General features: G+C 59.7%; 13 protein-coding genes. All 13 read right to left on the reverse strand.

Annotated features, from left to right (window positions below; all coding sequences use genetic code 11):
• Positions 1-28: 28 nt before the first annotated feature.
• The 13 genes from rsmG to QCE79_RS14250 all read right to left on the reverse strand — a co-directional run bounded on the left by rsmG (position 29) and on the right by QCE79_RS14250 (position 16,427).
• The gene (gene rsmG / locus QCE79_RS14190) at positions 29-694 is read right to left on the reverse strand and encodes a 16S rRNA (guanine(527)-N(7))-methyltransferase RsmG (protein ID WP_309844956.1); all 666 of its coding nucleotides are present in this window, start codon (positions 692-694) and stop codon (positions 29-31) included.
• On the reverse strand, positions 691-2,655 hold the full coding sequence (gene mnmG / locus QCE79_RS14195; protein WP_309844959.1) for a tRNA uridine-5-carboxymethylaminomethyl(34) synthesis enzyme MnmG: 1,965 nt from the start codon (positions 2,653-2,655) through the stop codon (positions 691-693). Before mnmG ends, rsmG begins: the two co-directional genes overlap by 4 nt.
• Before the next feature lie 149 nt (positions 2,656-2,804).
• The gene (locus QCE79_RS14200) at positions 2,805-3,557 is read right to left on the reverse strand and encodes an ABC transporter ATP-binding protein (protein WP_309844962.1); all 753 of its coding nucleotides are present in this window, start codon (positions 3,555-3,557) and stop codon (positions 2,805-2,807) included.
• Positions 3,557-5,341 carry a branched-chain amino acid ABC transporter ATP-binding protein/permease gene (locus QCE79_RS14205; protein WP_309844965.1) on the reverse strand — a complete coding sequence of 595 codons (1,785 nt, stop codon included), beginning with the start codon at positions 5,339-5,341 and terminating at the stop codon, positions 3,557-3,559. The genes QCE79_RS14200 and QCE79_RS14205 overlap by 1 nt, the downstream gene beginning before the upstream one ends.
• A 4-nt stretch (positions 5,342-5,345) precedes the next feature.
• Positions 5,346-6,401, reverse strand: a complete 1,056-nt coding sequence (locus QCE79_RS14210) for a branched-chain amino acid ABC transporter permease (protein WP_309844968.1) — start codon at positions 6,399-6,401, stop codon at positions 5,346-5,348.
• A gap of 156 nt (positions 6,402-6,557) precedes the next feature.
• Positions 6,558-7,730, reverse strand: a complete 1,173-nt coding sequence (locus QCE79_RS14215; protein WP_250466197.1) for an ABC transporter substrate-binding protein — start codon at positions 7,728-7,730, stop codon at positions 6,558-6,560.
• 247 nt (positions 7,731-7,977) lie between these two features.
• On the reverse strand, positions 7,978-9,144 hold the full coding sequence (locus QCE79_RS14220; RefSeq protein ID WP_309844971.1) for an ABC transporter substrate-binding protein: 1,167 nt from the start codon (positions 9,142-9,144) through the stop codon (positions 7,978-7,980).
• Positions 9,145-9,648: 504 nt separating this feature from the next.
• Positions 9,649-10,620: a branched-chain amino acid ABC transporter permease gene (locus QCE79_RS14225; protein ID WP_244828141.1), complete on the reverse strand. Its 972-nt coding sequence runs from the start codon at positions 10,618-10,620 to the stop codon at positions 9,649-9,651.
• Positions 10,620-11,504, reverse strand: coding sequence for a branched-chain amino acid ABC transporter permease (locus QCE79_RS14230; RefSeq protein WP_244826620.1), 885 nt, complete (start codon positions 11,502-11,504; stop codon positions 10,620-10,622). The genes QCE79_RS14225 and QCE79_RS14230 overlap by 1 nt, the downstream gene beginning before the upstream one ends.
• A gap of 83 nt (positions 11,505-11,587) precedes the next feature.
• Positions 11,588-12,805 (reverse strand): ABC transporter substrate-binding protein, encoded by a 1,218-nt coding sequence (locus QCE79_RS14235; RefSeq protein ID WP_244826621.1) that lies wholly within the window; start codon positions 12,803-12,805, stop codon positions 11,588-11,590.
• Between the two features lie 95 nt (positions 12,806-12,900).
• Positions 12,901-13,662, reverse strand: coding sequence for an ABC transporter ATP-binding protein (locus QCE79_RS14240; protein WP_250509684.1), 762 nt, complete (start codon positions 13,660-13,662; stop codon positions 12,901-12,903).
• Entirely contained in the window at positions 13,659-14,438 is a 780-nt protein-coding gene (locus QCE79_RS14245; RefSeq protein WP_309844974.1) for an ABC transporter ATP-binding protein, read from the reverse strand. Before QCE79_RS14245 ends, QCE79_RS14240 begins: the two co-directional genes overlap by 4 nt.
• Positions 14,439-14,750: 312 nt before the next feature.
• On the reverse strand, positions 14,751-16,427 hold the full coding sequence (locus tag QCE79_RS14250) for a GMC family oxidoreductase N-terminal domain-containing protein (protein ID WP_309844978.1): 1,677 nt from the start codon (positions 16,425-16,427) through the stop codon (positions 14,751-14,753).
• Between the last annotated feature and the right edge of the window lie 39 nt (positions 16,428-16,466).

Below are 16,466 nucleotides of genomic sequence, written 5' to 3' on the forward strand. Positions count from 1 at the left end.
CGGCCGTGACGAAAGCGCCCGCGACGTGTTACTGCGCGCCGACGGCTACATGGATCAAGTGGCGCTCGGCATCGAGCATCGGAACATTCAGACGCTCGATGCGCTCCACCGTCGCGCCATCTGGCAGACGCGCGATTTCGTCGTCCGGTTGCAAGCCCTTCATCGCGAGAATCCGGCCGTCCTCCGCAACCAGATGACGCGCAAGTGTAACGAAATCCGCGAGGTCTGCGAACGCGCGCGAGACAATTACGTCGAATTTCCCCGGGACTTCGCAACCCGGCCGCAAATTCTCGACGCGTCCCGTCACGACGGAAAGATTCGCCAACCCCAACTGAACCTTCGCTTGCGACTGAAAGGCGGTCTTCTTTTGAACGATGTCGTTCAGCGTCACTTTCACGTTGGGGAAGACGATTGCCAGCACGATACCCGGCAGCCCGCCGCCCGAACCAACATCCAAGATCGATTTTGGTTGGCGCGCCACGAGCATCGGAACGATGGCAAGCGAATCGAGAATATGCTGAATGAGCATTTGCTTCGGATCGCGGATCGCCGTCAGGTTGTAGACGGCGTTCCATTTGCCCAGCAGCGCAACGTAATCAAGTAGCTGCTGTTTCTGCAATGAAGTCAGCGCAAGCTCGAGTTCAGTCGTACCTCGGTCGAGCAAGTTAGCCAGCGATTCGTTTTGGTCTTTCATTGAACCACCGGGTTGCTGCTGGCCTGATCCTGGTCGCTGCCTGCGCCGCGTCCGCGCCGGCCGAGGCCGCGCTTGAGATGCACCATGAGCAGTGAGATGGCAGCCGGCGTGATGCCCTGAATACGCGAAGCCTGCCCGATCGTTTCTGGACGGTGCTGCGTTAACTTTTGTCGCGCCTCAAAGGAAAGGCCGCGCACTTCGCTGTAGTCGATCGTCTCTGGCAAACGCGTGTTCTCTTGCGCTCCGTTGCGCACGATCTCGTCCGCTTGCCGGTCGATATAGCCTTGGTACTTCACGCCAATCTCGATCTGTTCTTTGATCTGCGCGAGCAGAACTGGATCATCGGCTAGCGATTCGGCTGAACCGCATTCCCCGTTGCGCAGAGCGCAGACGCCATCGTACGAGACACTAGGGCGTCGTAGCAGGTCGGCCAAACTGTATTCGTGATCGATCGGCTTGCCGAGTAATGCGGTCGCCTCTTCAGCCGGAAGCGTCTTAGGGTTCACCCAAGTGGAGCGCAACCGCTCTGTTTCACGTGAAACAGCGTCGCGCTTGCGGCTGAAAGCATCCCATCGGACGTCATCTACGACTCCAAGCTCCCGCCCTGCCTCGGTCAGGCGCATATCCGCGTTATCTTCACGTAGAGACAGACGATATTCCGCACGGCTCGTGAACATTCGATACGGCTCAGAAACTCCGCGCGTCACCAAATCGTCGACCAATACACCCAAGTACGCTTGATCACGGCGCGGTGTCCAGGCATCCCTGCCCTGCACTTGAAGCCCTGCATTTATGCCGGCTAGTAGTCCCTGCGCGGCAGCTTCCTCATAGCCCGTCGTGCCGTTGATCTGTCCGGCGAAGAAAAGCCCACCAATGGATTTCGTTTCCAGCGAAGCCTTCAGCGCACGCGGATCGAAGTAGTCGTATTCGATTGCATAGCCAGGACGCAAGATATGGGCGTGTTCGAGACCACGCATGGAACGCACAAGATTTAATTGGACATCGAAAGGCAGACTTGTCGAAATTCCATTGGGATAGAACTCGTTCGTAGTCAGCCCTTCCGGTTCCAGAAAAATTTGATGTGCGTCCTTCGATGCAAACCGATGAATCTTGTCTTCAATCGACGGGCAGTACCGCGGCCCAACGCCTTCAATCACCCCTGTGTACATCGGCGACCGATCCAAGCCCGATCGAATAATATCGTGCGTTTGAGCGTTCGTGTGCGTCACCCAGCACGGCACCTGACGCGGATGCTGCTCGACGCGCCCAAGAAAAGAGAAAACCGGAACCGGATCCAGATCGCCCGGTTGCTCTTCAAGCTTTGAAAAATCGATCGTGCGGCCGTCGATGCGCGGTGGCGTTCCCGTCTTTAGTCGGCCCTGCGGCAAATTCAACTCTTTAAGACGTGCGGATAAAGATATCGCAGCAGGATCGCCCGCGCGGCCGCCCACGTAGTTGTTCAGCCCCACGTGGATCTTTCCGTCGAGGAATGTCCCCGCTGTCAGAACCACGGCACGCGCCCGAAACCGTAAGCCAACTTGCGTAACGGCACCAATCACGCGGTCGCCTTCCACCATCAAATCGTCAACGGCTTGCTGGAACAGCCAGAGATTCGGCTGATTTTCCAGCCGATGGCGTATTGCCTGCTTGTAAAGAATGCGGTCGGCTTGAGCGCGCGTGGCTCGCACTGCAGGACCCTTCGACGAATTGAGAATGCGAAACTGAATACCGGACTCGTCGGTGGCGGCAGCCATCGCACCGCCCAACGCATCGACTTCCTTGACGAGATGTCCTTTTCCGATGCCGCCGATCGACGGGTTGCAGCTCATCTGGCCAAGCGTCTCAATGTTATGCGTCAGGAGCAGCGTCCGACAGCCCATCCGCGCCGATGCAAGCGCCGCTTCGGTGCCCGCGTGACCACCGCCAACGACGATCACATCAAATTCTGAGGGAAAAAGCATGAAGATCTCGCATCGAGTGATGCGAACCTGAAAAAAGAATATCGACGAATTATATCGGGTTCTCGTCCGCCGATTTTCCAACGACCAGGAAAAAGCGAAAAAATGGCGTGTTTCACGTGAAACACGCCTTCGAGATTTGACGCAACCCGCTAAACAGCCTTCTTTACCAACCCGAGGTAAGTCTCAATGACTTGGGGATTGTGTTGCAAATCTTGCGCGGGGCCTTTCAGGGCGAATTCGCCTGTCTCAAGAACGTAGCCAAAGTCAGATATCTGTAGTGCCGCGCGTGCGTTTTGCTCGATCAAAAGTATTGCGACGCCCGTCTCGCGAAGCGCGCTAACGATATGAAAAATCTCCTTCACGATCAAAGGTGCCAGACCCAGACTAGGCTCATCGAGCATCAACAATTTTGGCTTGGCCATCAACGCTCGACCCACAGCAAGCATTTGCCGCTCACCGCCGGATAGCGTTCCTGCCGCCTGCGTGCGGCGTTCCTTCAATCGGGGAAAAAAGCGAAAGACTGGTTCCAGCTGATCCAAGAAATTTCGCTCCCCCGCTCGCTTGCGCCGATAGGCGCCTAGGACGAGATTGTCCTCAACCGACATCGAAGCAAACAGTTCCCGGCGCTCAGGCACGAGGCACATTCCACGTGAAACACGACGCTCGATAGGCAGCGCAGCGACATCTTCGCCGAGATACCGGATCACACCGTTAGACGATCCTGTCTGCGGCAAAGCCCCCATGATTGCATTCAACAGAGTGGATTTGCCCGCACCATTTGGACCGATCACCGACACGATTTGTCCAGCGCCGACCGTAAGCGTCGCATTGTGCAGCGCCTCGACTTTCCCGTATCGGACGGATAAACCATCGACTTGAAGAATCGGCACACTTTTTTGCATCACTCCACTCCACCAAGGTACGCTTCGAGCACAGTAGGATCTTTCTGAACATCTGACGGCAAACCTTCTGCGATCTTCGTCCCGAACTCCATCACGACAAGGCGGTCGGTGAGATTCATCACGAAGTCCATATCGTGCTCGACCAGCAGGATGCTCATTCCCTCTGCGCGAAGCCTACGCAGCAGGTCGGCAAGCTGAAGCTTCTCCTGGTATCGCAAACCAGCTGCTGGCTCATCGAGAAGCAAAAGCGTCGGATCGCAACACAGCGCGCGCGCAATTTCCATGATGCGTTGTTGCCCCAGCGCTAGACTTCCGGCCTCACTGAATACATGCTTTTCCAGGCCGACGCGTTCGATCTGTCGCGCCGCCTCGGCCATCAGCCGACTTTCCTCCGCACCGTTCAAACGCGCGACGCTCCGCCAAACTCCGGTGTTTCCCCGCAGATGCGCGCCGATCGCAACATTTTCCAAGACGCTCATACCCGGAAGCATCTTCACGTGCTGGAAGGTTCGCCCGATGCCGCGCTTTACGATCTCCCGCGATGTCAGCCTCTCGATACGCTCGCCTCGAAAGCTGATCGCGCCGCTCGTAGCCTGAAGCACGCCGGTCACGAGATTGAAAGTGGTGGATTTTCCAGCGCCGTTCGGCCCGATCAGCCCGATGATCTCCCCTGCCTTTATATCGAAACTCACATCGTTTACTGCAACAAGCCCGCCGAACTGTTTGCGCGCGTTATCGACGACAAGAAGCGATTCGCCCGCCGCCGGCTTGCTGCGCTGCGGCAACGCTTCGCCGCGCTCCGGCACGCGCGCTCGCGGAGCGCTTGGAAACAAACGCGCCACGAACGGCCACACTCCCTGACGCGCGTATTGAAGCAGCAGCACCATCAACACGCCGAAGACAATAACCTCGAAGTTTCCGTTCGCACCGAGCAACTTGGGCAGCAGCGTCTGCAGATAATCTTGCAGAACGGTGAGGATAGTCGCGCCCAGAATCGCACCCCAGACATGCGCCACTCCGCCAACCACCGCCATGAACAGAAACTCGATGCCATGATTAAGCCCGAACGGCGTCGGATTCACCGCACGCTGTAAATGCGCGTAAAGAAAGCCGGAAATGGATGCAAGCACCGCCGCATAGACGAAGATAACGACGCGCATCCAGCCGGTATTGACGCCCATCGCCTCCGCCATCGTGCCGCCGCCGCGCAACGCACGGATGGCGCGGCCCGGACGACTATTAAGCAGATTCTGAACAGATACGACGGCGAGCAGCACGACGACCCAAATCAGGTAGTAGATGCTGCGCCCAGACTCCAAGTGCCATCCAAAAAGGTTCAACACAGGAATTCCATTGATCCCGTCGTACTTGCCGAGCAACTCCATGTTTCCAAACAGATAAAACAACGACAGTCCCCACGCGATTGTGCCGAGCGGCAGAAAGTGCCCGGAAAGCCGCATCGTAATGAGGCCCAGAAACAGCGCGATGATCGCCGTCAACACCACGCCCGCGATCAACGCAAGCCACGGTGACACACCGTATTGGGTCGTCAGAAACGCCGTTGCATACGCGCCTACGCCGACGAACGCGGCCTGCCCGAAGCTCGTCATCCCGCCTATGCCCGTCAGCAAGACGAGCCCTATCGCGACAATCGAATACAAGCCGATGTAGTTGAGCAGCGTGATCCAGTACTCCGGCACGGCCACCGGTTTCGGCAACACGGGCAACGCAAAGACCACGACGAGGAACAGCCAGAAGAAGCGGTATCGATGAAGGAATGCCATTGCGTTACTCCTCGTCTTCATCGGAATGCGGGCTTGCCAGGCTTCGCCATAGCAGCACCGGAATAATTAGCGTGAAGACGATCACCTCTTTGTACGCGCTCGCCCAGAACGACGAATACGACTCCAGCAAGCCGACGAGCAGCGACCCCGCCGCCGCCAGCGGATAACTCACCAGACCGCCCACGATTGCCCCGACGAAGCCCTTCAAGCCGATCAGGAATCCCGAGTCGTAATAGATGGTCGTGATGGGCGCGACGAGTACGCCGCACAGCGCGCCGAGCCCTGCCGCCAGCGTGAACGCGAGCCGCCCCGCTTGCGTCGTGCCGATGCCGACCAGGCGCGCGCCCAAACGGTTCACCGACGTCGCCCGCAACGCCTTGCCGGAAATGGTCCGGTCGAAGTAGAAGTAGAGCGCCGCGATCAGCACGACCGCCGTGCCCACCACCCACACACTCTGCCCGGAGATCGACACGCTGCCGAGATTGAACGTGGCGTCGGAGAACGCCGTCGTGCGCGATCCTTCCGCGCCGAACATGACGAGCCCGAGCCCGACCATCGCGAAGTGCACGGCCACCGCGACGATCAGCAGCAACAGCGTGCTCGCCTCCGCGATCGGCTCGTAGGCGAGTCGATACACGAACGGTCCCATCGGCACGACGATCAACAGCGTCAGCGCGATCTGCACGAACATCGGCAAGGGCTGCGCGAAGATTGCCTGCGTCAGTACCCATACGCCGACGGGAAACAGCACATACTTTCCCGCGAGCGTTGCAAGCAGCCGTCCAATCTGCCGATACCGCGTCGGATGCTGCACGATCCCCGCAAGTTCGGCGACGAAGCAACCCGCGCCCATGACGATGAGCAAGTAACACGTCGCCGGCAGCTTTTGCGTCTGCAGCGCGGCAAGCGTGAGCGCGCCATAAGCGACGAACTCCCCTTGCGGGATGAAAATGACGCGAGTCACGGAAAACACGAGCACCAGGGCGAGCGCGAGCAATCCATAGATCGCGCCCGTGGTGATCCCGTCTTGCGCGAGGATCGCCGCAATCGATAAGTCCATACTTCCTCTTCAGAGCTTCCGCAAAAAGGTCGGGCTGCCGGATCAGCCCGTGAACATGGGAAAAAGCGGCGCGCCGCATACATCGGCGCACCGCTTTGCTATCTTGAAAATCGGAGAAAAGAACGCGCCTTTAGCAGAGCCCGCGCTCAAGTCCGATCAGTCGTTGAGCAGCTTCCACTTGCCATCGGAGATTTGCACCATCACACGCGCGCGATCGTCGAAGCCGTTGTGATCGTTCGATGTCGTGTTCATGATGCCGTGCGCGACGGGCAAGTCCTTCAGATTCTCCAACGCGGCGCGCAGCGCTTCACGGAACTCGGGCGTACCCGGCTGCGCTTTCTTCAGCGCTTCGGGGATCGCACGCTGAAGCATCTGACCGGCGTCCCACGCGTGACCGCCGAAGGTGGAAAGCGTACCCGCCCCGTTGGCCTTCTCATAGGCGTTCTTGTACGCCGCCGAGGACTTCTTCACCGGATTGTTTTCCGGCAGTTGCTCGGTCACGAGAACCGGCCCGGCAGGCAGGATCTCTCCTTCGCAATCCTTGCCGCATACGCGCAGGAAGTCGTTGTTCGCCACACCGTGCGTCTGATAAACCTTGCCCTTGTACCCGCGCTCCTTCAACGCCTTCGCCGGCAGCGCCGACGGCGTTCCCGCGCCTGCGATCAGCACGGCATCCGGATTGGCGCCCACCGTCTTGAGCACCTGACCGGTGACGGACGTGTCCGTGCGGTTATAGCGTTCGTTCGCGACGATCTTGAGCTTGTGCGCGCTCGCCGCTGCGTTGAAGACGTTGTACCAGCCGTCGCCGTAGGCATCCGCGAAGCCGATGAAGCCCACTGTCTTCACGCCGTGCTTCTCCATGTAACTGGCGATGGCGTCGGCCATGAGCGCGTCGTTCTGCGGCGTCTTGAAGACCCAAGCTTTCTTGCCATCCATCGGTGCAATGATGGAAGCCGATGCCGCCATCGAGATCATCGGTGTCTTCGAAGCCGAAGCGGCATCGATCATCGCGAGCGAATTGGGCGTGACCGTTGAACCGACGACTGCATCGACATGATCCTCGTCTATCAGCTTGCGCGTGTTCTGCACGGCGCGGCTCGTGTCGGAGCCGTCATCCAGCACGATGTACTCGACGGACTTGCCGCCAATTTCCTTTGGCAACAACGCGATGGTATTTTTCTCGGGAATCCCGAGCGATGCCGCCGGTCCAGTGGCCGAGAGCGTCACGCCAATCTTCACTTGCGCGAAGGCCGCGCCTGAGCTTACGAGCGCGCCCCCCGCGATGGCGAGCGCGACGCTTGCCCTGATCCATGTGTGCTTCGTTTTCATTGCTTGTCTCCAAACGCGACCGGCTGTGCGCGCCGCTGCGAGTTGTTATCGATGAAGCTTGCTTACTGCCGTCTGAACAGCCGCCCCAATCTATGTACCGCGAAACCACGTGCCTAGGCTGGTTTTCCCTGACCGTCGGCAGGCGCTGCATGGGGTTTTCGCGCCCTCTTCTCTTCCATTACGGCATGCAGAAAAAAAGGCGCGACCATGACAGACGCGCCTTCTTCGTTTGCGTGATTTCACATGCTCAGTTGCCCGAGAGCTTCCACTTGCCGCCGACGATCTCCACCATCACGCGAGCACGCTGATCGAGGCCAGAGTGATCATTCGCGCTCATGTTGAAGATGCCGTGCGATGCAGGCAAGTCCCTGGTGCCTTCGATAGCCGCGCGCAATGCCTCGCGAAACGCGGGCGTTCCTGGCTGACCCTTCTTCAAGGCAATGGGAATAGCGCGCTGGAGAATGAGGCCCGCGTCCCACGCATGACCGCCGAACGTCGAGACCGAACCCGCGCCGTATGCGCCTTCATAAGCCTTCTTGTAAGTGAGCGCGGCTTGCTTCACCGGATTGCTGTCCGGCAGTTGCTCGGCGACCAGCAACGGTCCGGCGGGCAGGAACGTGCCTTCGCAGTCCTTGCCGCATACACGCAGGAAGTCGTTGTTGGCAACGCCGTGCGTCTGATAGATCTTGCCCTTGTAGCCGCGCTCCTTGAGCGTCTTCTGTGGCAGCGCGGCGGGTGTTCCAGCACCGGCGATGAGCACCGCATCCGCGTTCTGCGACATCATCTTGAGCACTTGCCCCGTGACCGATGCGTCGTTGCGCGCGAAGCGCTCGTTGGCCACGACGCGAATTTTCGCGAGCTCCGCCGCCTTCGTGAACTCCTTGAACCAGCTCTCGCCGTAGGCGTCCGAAAAGCCGATGAAGGCAACCGTCTTCACGCCATGATTCGACATGTGCTGCGCAATAGCGGTCGCCATGAGGATGTCGTTCTGCGGCGTCTTGAAGACCCACGCCTTCTTCGCGTCCATGGGTTCGACGATGCTGGCCGCGGCCGCCATCGAGATCATGGGCGTGGTGGTCTCGGCGGCGATGTCGATCATCGCGAGGGAATTGGGAACGACCGTCGAACCGACGAGCGCATCGACGTGGTCTTCGCTCGTGAGCTTGCGCGCGTTCTTCACGGCTTGCGTGGAATCCGTGGCGTCATCCAACACGATGTACTGCACCTTCTGCCCCGCCACTTCCTTCGGCAGCAACGCGATGGTGTTCTTTTCCGGAATGCCGAGCGAAGCCGCCGGGCCCGTTGCCGAAACCGTCACGCCTATCTTTACGTCCGCGAAAACCTGAGTGCTGAATACCGCCGATAAACCCGCGACAGCCATTGCGACCGTCTTAACGCGTAAAGCCCACTTCATTGATTTGCGCCCCGTCTTGATCGTGAAACGTCCAGTTTGAAGCCCGCGTCTTTTCACCGACCGATGGGTCGGGAAATGCAGTTTAGCGGAGGCGCGTCATGCACAGCAAGCGTTTTGCAGGGCTTATGACGGCTGTCGAACGTAAGCTGCGACCGGGTGTGAATGCGAGTTTTTTGAATCCGCCGAAACGGTATGCGGATTATATTTCGGCGACGCGAAATATCGACGCAAAACAAAACAGCCAATAAAAAAGCGCTGTTGGAATCATCCAACAGCGCTTTCGGTCGGGCACTTGGTGCCTCATGTCTCCTCGTTCTCCACCTCAAAAATCTGGGTGCAACAGAACTAAGCAGAATGTTATCGACTGTATCGTTTCGCAACAACCTAGCATTTACCCTAGTGGTGCATAAAAGCACCTTAAGAGGGCGATTTCGAGGTCGTTAACCGTGCATTGCGCGCGTGTCGTTGCTTGAAAAGTATTTGTTCGGATATCCAACTAAATGGTTAACCCTGTAGCGGTCTGACACGCGCCACGATTTCACCCACAATGCCGCGCCGAAATGCGAGCACGCATGCGATAAAAATCAGGCCCGTCACGATAGTCACGGATTCACCCAGCGAATTGAACCAGTCCACGCCGGTGAGTCGCGCAAGTCCGCCGCCGATATCGCCGAGCCGGTCTTCCAGCGCAACGATGATCGCCGCGCCGAGCAACGGACCGAACATGGTGCTCATGCCGCCGACGAGCGTCATCAGCACAACCAGGCCGGACATCGTCCAGTAGGCATCGCCGAGAGTTTCGAAGCCGAGCACGAGCGTCTTCAGCGCACCGGCAAGCCCTGCGAGACCCGCCGACAACACGAACGCAAGCAGCTTGTAGCGCGCGGTATCGTAGCCGAGCGATACCGCGCGCGGCTCGTTCTCCTTGATCGCGATCAGCACTTGCCCGAACGGCGAATGCACGATACGCACGATCAACGCGAACGCCAGCAACATGACGACGAGCACGACGTAATAGAGCGTGATGTCACTGCCGAGGTTCAACGCGCCGAAGAGCTTGCCGCGCGGCACGCCTTGCAAGCCGTCTTCGCCATGTGTGAACGGCGCCTGCAGGAACACGAAGTAGACCATCTGCGCGAGCGCGAGCGTGACCATCGCGAAGTAGATGCCTTGGCGGCGAATCGCCAGAAGACCGACGATCAATCCAAGCACGGTCGCCACCGCCGTTCCCGCGATCACGCCGAGTTCGGGCGTCAACCCCAATGTTTGGATGGCATAGCCCGCGGTGTAGCCCGCGCTTGCCAGAAACATCGCGTGCCCGAAAGACAGCAAGCCCGTATAGCCGATCAACAGATTGAACGCCGCCGCGAACAACGCGAAGCACAGCACTTTCATCATGAAGACCGGATATACGCCCGCGAAGGGCGCGACGATCAAAGCGATCAGCAACAAGCCGTAAAGCGCTTTTCTCTGCATCATTTTTCCTTGCCGAAGAGTCCGGCGGGCCGCACCATCAGCACGAGCGCCATGATGACGAAGACAACCGTCGCGGACGCTTCCGGATAAAACACGCGCGTCAGGCCTTCGATGATGCCGAGCAAAAGACCCGTGAGAATCGAGCCCATGATCGAACCCATGCCGCCGATCACCACGACCGCGAACACGGTGATGATCATCGACTGGCCCATCAGCGGCGACACTTGAATCACCGGCGCGGCCAGCACCCCCGCAAAGGCCGCAAGCGCGACGCCGAAGCCATAGGTGAGCGTGATCATGAGCGGCACGTTGATGCCGAATGCCTCGACGAGCTTCGGATTCTCCGTGCCCGCGCGCAGATAAGCGCCAATGCGCGTCTTCTCGATCACGAACCATGTCGCGAAGCACACCGCGAGCGATGCCACGACGACCCACGCGCGATAGTTCGGCAGGAACATGAAGCCGAGATTGGTCGCGCCCGTCAGAAGCGAGGGCACGTCGTAAGGCTGACCCGACGAACCATAGATGGAACGGAACACGCCTTCGATCACGAGCGTGAGGCCGAACGTAAGCAACAAGCCGTAGAGATGATCGAGCTTGTAAAGCCAACGCAGCATCGAGCGTTCGATAACCATGCCGAAGAGGCCGACGATAAGCGGCGCGAGCACGAGCATCGCCCAATACGGCACGTTGAGATACGAGGCGCCCATCCACGCGAGCATGGCGCCGAGCATGAACAACGCGCCGTGCGCGAAGTTGATGACGTTGAGCAAGCCGAAGATCACGGCGAGCCCGAGACTCAGGATCGCGTAGAACGAGCCGTTCACCAGTCCGAGGAGCAACTGGCTCATCATCGCGGCGAGCGGAATGCCGAAAATTTCCATTGAACCTGCCGTCAGGAATGGGTCGATTAAGTCATCGCGACAAGCGGCCAATGACAGCCGCTTGCCGCATCAACCATGTGCGCTTACTTCCACGCCGCGCAGCGCGACTCCGCCTTCGTGCCGAATGCCTGATCGCCGGGAATCGTCGCCGTGATCTTGTAGTAGTCCCACGGCTCTTTCGACTCCGACGGCTTCTTCACTTCCATGAGATACATGTCGTGGATCATCGCGCCGTCCTGGCGGATGGTGCCCTTCGCGTAGAAGTCGTCGATCTTCGTCTGCTTCAACTGCGCCATGATCTTGTCGCTGTCGGTCGTGCCCGTGGCCTGCACGGCCTTCAGATACGTCGTGACAGCCGAATAGTCCGCGGCCTGCAGGCTCGTCGGCATCTTCTTCATCTTGTCGAAGTAGCGCTTGGCCCACGCGCGCGTCTTGTCGTCCTTGTTCCAGTACCAGCTATCCGTCGCCACGAGGCCTTGCGTGGTTTCGAGTCCCAGGCTGTGGATGTCCGTCAGGAAGATTAGCAACGCGGCGAGTTTCATCGACTTGTTGATGCCGAATTCCTTCGCTGCCTTGATCGAGTTGATGGTGTCGCCGCCCGCGTTCGCAAGACCGAGCACCTGCGCCTTCGATCCTTGCGCCTGCAACAGAAACGACGAGAAGTCCGACGCCGACAGCGGATGGCGTACATCGCCGAGCACTTGGCCGCCGTTGGCCTTCACCACGTCGGCCGTGTTCTTTTCGAGCGCCTTGCCGAACGCGTAGTCGGCGGTGAGGAAGTACCACGACTTGCCGCCCTGCTTCGTCACGGCGGAACCGGTGCCCTTGGCGAGCGCCATGGTGTCGTACGCATAGTGCACGGTGTACGGCGTGCACTGCTCGTTCGTGAGGTTGTCCGCGCCCGCGCCGATGTTGATGTACGGAACCTTCTTCTCGCCCGCCACCTGATTGGTGGAAAGCGCGGTAGCCGAGTTCGTGCCGCCGATGATCACGTTCACGCCATCGCGGTCGATCCACTCGCGCGCGCGCGATGCCGCGATATCCGCCTTGTTCTGGTGATCCGCATACACGAGTTCGATTTGCTTGCCGTTCACCTTGCCGCCGAAGTCCGCAATCGCCATGCGAATGGCTTCGAGACCGCCCTGGCCGTCGATATCGGCATAGAGACCCGACAGGTCGGTAATGAAGCCGATCTTCACCGTGTTGCCGTCGGCCGCGTGAGCAGCGTTCATGGACGCCACACTCGCCGCCGCAGCCGCAAAGCAAAAAGTGGAAAGGCGCGCGAGGGTCTTCATTTTCATTGCAGTCTCCGTGAGTTTTTGGTTGTTGCGTGCTGCCTGAGCCGTGCCGCTTTACGTGCCGCTTCAACGTGCCGCGTTTGTCGATTTAAGAACGATTACACCCCGAGCAATTCGTGCAGCACCGGCATCTTCGCTTCGAGTTCCCCCGCGCCGAAATGCTCGACGATGTTTCCATGCTCCATCACATAGAAGCGGTCCGCGAGCGGCGCCGCGAAACGAAAATTCTGTTCGACCATGACGATGGTGTAGCCACGCCCCTTCAGCATGAGGATCATGCGCGCAAGTGTCTGCACGATGACGGGCGCAAGCCCTTCCGATATCTCATCGAGCAGCAGCAAATTGGCGCCGGTGCGCAGAATGCGCGCCACCGCGAGCATTTGCTGTTCGCCGCCCGAGAGCCGCGTGCCCTGACTCGCGCGCCGCTCCTTCAGATTCGGGAACATGGAGTAGATCTCGTCCAGCGGCATCGCCTCTTTCGGATTGCCGGTCACCGGTGGCAGGAGAAGATTTTCTTCGCAGGACAAGCTCGAGAAAATGCCGCGCTCCTCCGGACAATAGCCGACCCCATGATGCGCGATCTTGTGTGTGGCAAGCCCAATGGTCTCGCGTCCGCCCACGCGGATAGAGCCCGTGCGCCGCCCGGTCAATCCCATGATGGCGCGCATCGTGGTCGTGCGCCCCGCGCCGTTACGGCCGAGCAGCGTGACCACTTCGCCGCGATTCACCTTCAGATCGACACCATGCAGAATGTGCGATTCGCCGTACCACGCCTGCAAGCCTGCTATTTCCAGCGCGGGCACATGATCCGCTGCGCCGTTCGCCTCTTGCGAGCGGCGCGCTTCCACGATCGTGCTCATGCGTGCGCTCCGGTGAGCGCTGCATCGGCGCTGCCCATGTAGGCTTCCATCACGAGCGGATTCTTCGATACTTCCGCATAGCTGCCTTCCGCGAGCACTTCGCCGCGCTGAAGCACCGTGATGGTGTTGGAGATGCCAGCGATCACGTTCATGTTGTGCTCGACCATCAGAATGGTGCGTCCCGCCGAGACCTTCTTGATGAGCGCCGTCACGCGATCCACGTCCTCGTGCCCCATGCCTTGCGTCGGTTCGTCGAGCAGCATGAGTTCGGGTTCCATCGAAAGCGTCGTGGCAATTTCCAGCGCGCGCTTGCGGCCGTATGAAAGCTCGACGGTTTTCGTATCGGCGAAATCGGTCAGGCCCACTTGCGTGAGCAAATCCATCGCGCGGTCGTTGAGGGCATCGAGCGAACGCTCGCTGCGCCAGAACTGGAACGACGTGCCGAGCTGCCGCTGCAGGCCGACGCGCACGTTCTGCAGCACGCTCAAGTGCGGAAACACAGCGGAAATCTGGAACGAACGAATGATGCCGCGCCGCGCGATATGCGCCGGGCGTTCGCGCGTGATGTCGGTGCCGTTGAAGACGATCTGGCCCGCGGTGGGTTCGAGGAACTTGGTGAGGAGGTTGAAACAGGTCGTCTTGCCCGCGCCGTTGGGACCGATCAGCGCGTGGATCGAACCGCGGCGCACGCGCAGGTTCACGCCATTCACGGCCGTGAAGCCTTTGAATTCCTTCGTGAGCCCTCGCGTTTCCAGAATGGTGTCGCCGAGAATCATGTCCCCTTCCATGCGAAGTGAAACGCTAAGCGGATGACTTCGCCTGCGCCTTATTTTTTATCCGCGCATACCGGACGCGGGTTTCGCGCCGATACCGCTTCGCCTCGTGCGCCGCTGTTGCGGTTGCACAAAAGTGTGCGCGCGATAAGCCGAGCATCACCTGATTCGAGGCCATTGTCGCCGCAATGATGCAGCGCAATCATTGGGATTTGCACTTACTTACGCCGTTGAAAGCTCGGACTGTCGGACACGCGAAGGCCTCGCATGACGCCGTCTCGTGCGAGGCCGCCAAACGCGCCGTTCATCGTGCGGTCATGCAAGCGCGGTTGCGATGACCTCTTGCGCTTCCATGCCGCGCCGGTCTTCGCGAATCATGTCGCTTGCGCGTTCGGCGATCATCAGCGTCGGCGAATTCGTGTTCCCGGAGGTGATGACCGGCATCACCGATGCATCGACCACGCGCAATCCGCGCACGCCGATCACGCGCAGACGGCTATCGACCACGGCGGCGGGATCGTTGTCCGTACCCATGCGGCATGTGCCGACCGGATGAAAAATCGTCGTGCCGATATTGCCTGCCGCTTCGATCAGTTCTTCCTGCGTCTGGAACTGGATGCCGGGCAGAATCTCTTCGGGCGCATGTCGCGCCAGCGCGGGGGCATTGACGATACGCCGCGTGAGCTTCAACGCGTTGACGGCAACTTCGCGGTCGTGTTCCGTGGAAAGATAATTCGGCGCGATGAGCGGTGCCGCGTGCGCATCCGGCGAGCCGATATGCACGCTGCCGCGCGACGTAGGCCGCAGATTGCATACGGACGCCGTGAACGCATTGAACGCGTGCAAGGGCTCGCCGAAGCGTTCGAGCGACAACGGCTGAACGTGATATTCGACATCGGAGCGCTTAATGGATGCGTCGTCGGGATTGGATTTGGCGAACGCGCCGAGTTGCGACGGCGCCATCGACATGGGGCCGCTGCGCAAGAGCGCGTATTGCATGCCGATGAAAAGCTTGCCCCACCATTTGGCCGACAACGTATTGAGCGTGCGCACGCCGTTCACTCTGTATGCCATGCGCAATTGCAGATGGTCCTGCAGATTCTCGCCGACGCCGCGCAGATCGCGCACGACATCGATGCCGAGCCGCTGCAACCGCGCGCCATTGCCGATGCCCGAGAGCTCGAGAATCTGCGGCGAGTTGACCGCGCCCGCGCTGAGAATCACCTCGCAACGCGCCCGCGCGATGTAATCGACGTCGCCGCCGCGATATTCCACGCCCGAGCACCGCATGCCCTCGAACACGAGCCGTTGCGTGTGCGCGCCGGTGATGGTCGTGAGGTTCGGGCGCTTCATCGCTTCACGCAGGAATGCTTTGGCCGCGTTCCAGCGAATGCCGCCGCGCTGGTTCACATCAAAATAACCGACGCCTGTGTTGTCGCCGCGATTGAAGTCATCGGTTGCGGGAATGCCGCTTTGCTGCGCGGCTTGCGAGAAGGTTTCGAGAATCTTCCACTTGAGACGCTGTTTTTCCACGCGCCATTCGCCGCCCGCGCCATGCCACTGATTCGCGCCGCCGTGATGATCCTCGCTGCGCTTGAAGATGGGCAGCACGGAATCCCACGACCAGTTCGGGTCGCCGCTGATATGCGCCCAGTCGTCGTAGTCTTCGCGCTGGCCGCGCATGTAGATCATGCCGTTGATGGATGAACATCCGCCGAGCACGCGACCGCGCGGATAAGACAACGCGCGCCCGTTCAGACCCGCTTCGGCTTGCGTCTTGTACAGCCAGTCCGTGCGCGGATTGCCAATGCAGTACAAGTAGCCGACGGGAATGTGAATCCAGTGATAGTCGTCCTTGCCGCCCGCTTCGAGCAGCAGCACGTTCACGTTGGGGTCTTCGCTGAGGCGATTGGCGAGCACGCATCCGGCCGTGCCCGCGCCGACGATGATGTAGTCGAATTCACCTTCCAGCTTGCGGGCGTCCTGTTTCATCGCTGTCTCCTGATGGCCGGCAATGCCGTCTGTCGCGGC

It is taken from the genome of Caballeronia sp. LZ003, from assembly GCF_031451465.1.
Lineage (GTDB): Bacteria > Pseudomonadota > Gammaproteobacteria > Burkholderiales > Burkholderiaceae > Caballeronia.

Excerpts from the sequence above, each read along its gene's own strand:
- rsmG (WP_309844956.1), bottom strand. The coding sequence starts at position 694 with ATGAAAGACCAAAACGAATCGCTGGCTAACTTGCTCGACCGAGGTACG.
- mnmG (WP_309844959.1), bottom strand. The coding sequence starts at position 2,655 with ATGCTTTTTCCCTCAGAATTTGATGTGATCGTCGTTGGCGGTGGTCAC.
- QCE79_RS14200 (WP_309844962.1), bottom strand. The coding sequence starts at position 3,557 with ATGCAAAAAAGTGTGCCGATTCTTCAAGTCGATGGTTTATCCGTCCGA.
- QCE79_RS14205 (WP_309844965.1), bottom strand. The coding sequence starts at position 5,341 with ATGGCATTCCTTCATCGATACCGCTTCTTCTGGCTGTTCCTCGTCGTG.
- QCE79_RS14210 (WP_309844968.1), bottom strand. The coding sequence starts at position 6,401 with ATGGACTTATCGATTGCGGCGATCCTCGCGCAAGACGGGATCACCACG.
- QCE79_RS14215 (WP_250466197.1), bottom strand. The coding sequence starts at position 7,730 with ATGAAAACGAAGCACACATGGATCAGGGCAAGCGTCGCGCTCGCCATC.
- QCE79_RS14220 (WP_309844971.1), bottom strand. The coding sequence starts at position 9,144 with ATGAAGTGGGCTTTACGCGTTAAGACGGTCGCAATGGCTGTCGCGGGT.
- QCE79_RS14225 (WP_244828141.1), bottom strand. The coding sequence starts at position 10,620 with ATGCAGAGAAAAGCGCTTTACGGCTTGTTGCTGATCGCTTTGATCGTC.
- QCE79_RS14230 (WP_244826620.1), bottom strand. The coding sequence starts at position 11,504 with ATGGAAATTTTCGGCATTCCGCTCGCCGCGATGATGAGCCAGTTGCTC.
- QCE79_RS14235 (WP_244826621.1), bottom strand. The coding sequence starts at position 12,805 with ATGAAAATGAAGACCCTCGCGCGCCTTTCCACTTTTTGCTTTGCGGCT.
- QCE79_RS14240 (WP_250509684.1), bottom strand. The coding sequence starts at position 13,662 with ATGAGCACGATCGTGGAAGCGCGCCGCTCGCAAGAGGCGAACGGCGCA.
- QCE79_RS14245 (WP_309844974.1), bottom strand. The coding sequence starts at position 14,438 with ATGATTCTCGGCGACACCATTCTGGAAACGCGAGGGCTCACGAAGGAA.
- QCE79_RS14250 (WP_309844978.1), bottom strand. The coding sequence starts at position 16,427 with ATGAAACAGGACGCCCGCAAGCTGGAAGGTGAATTCGACTACATCATC.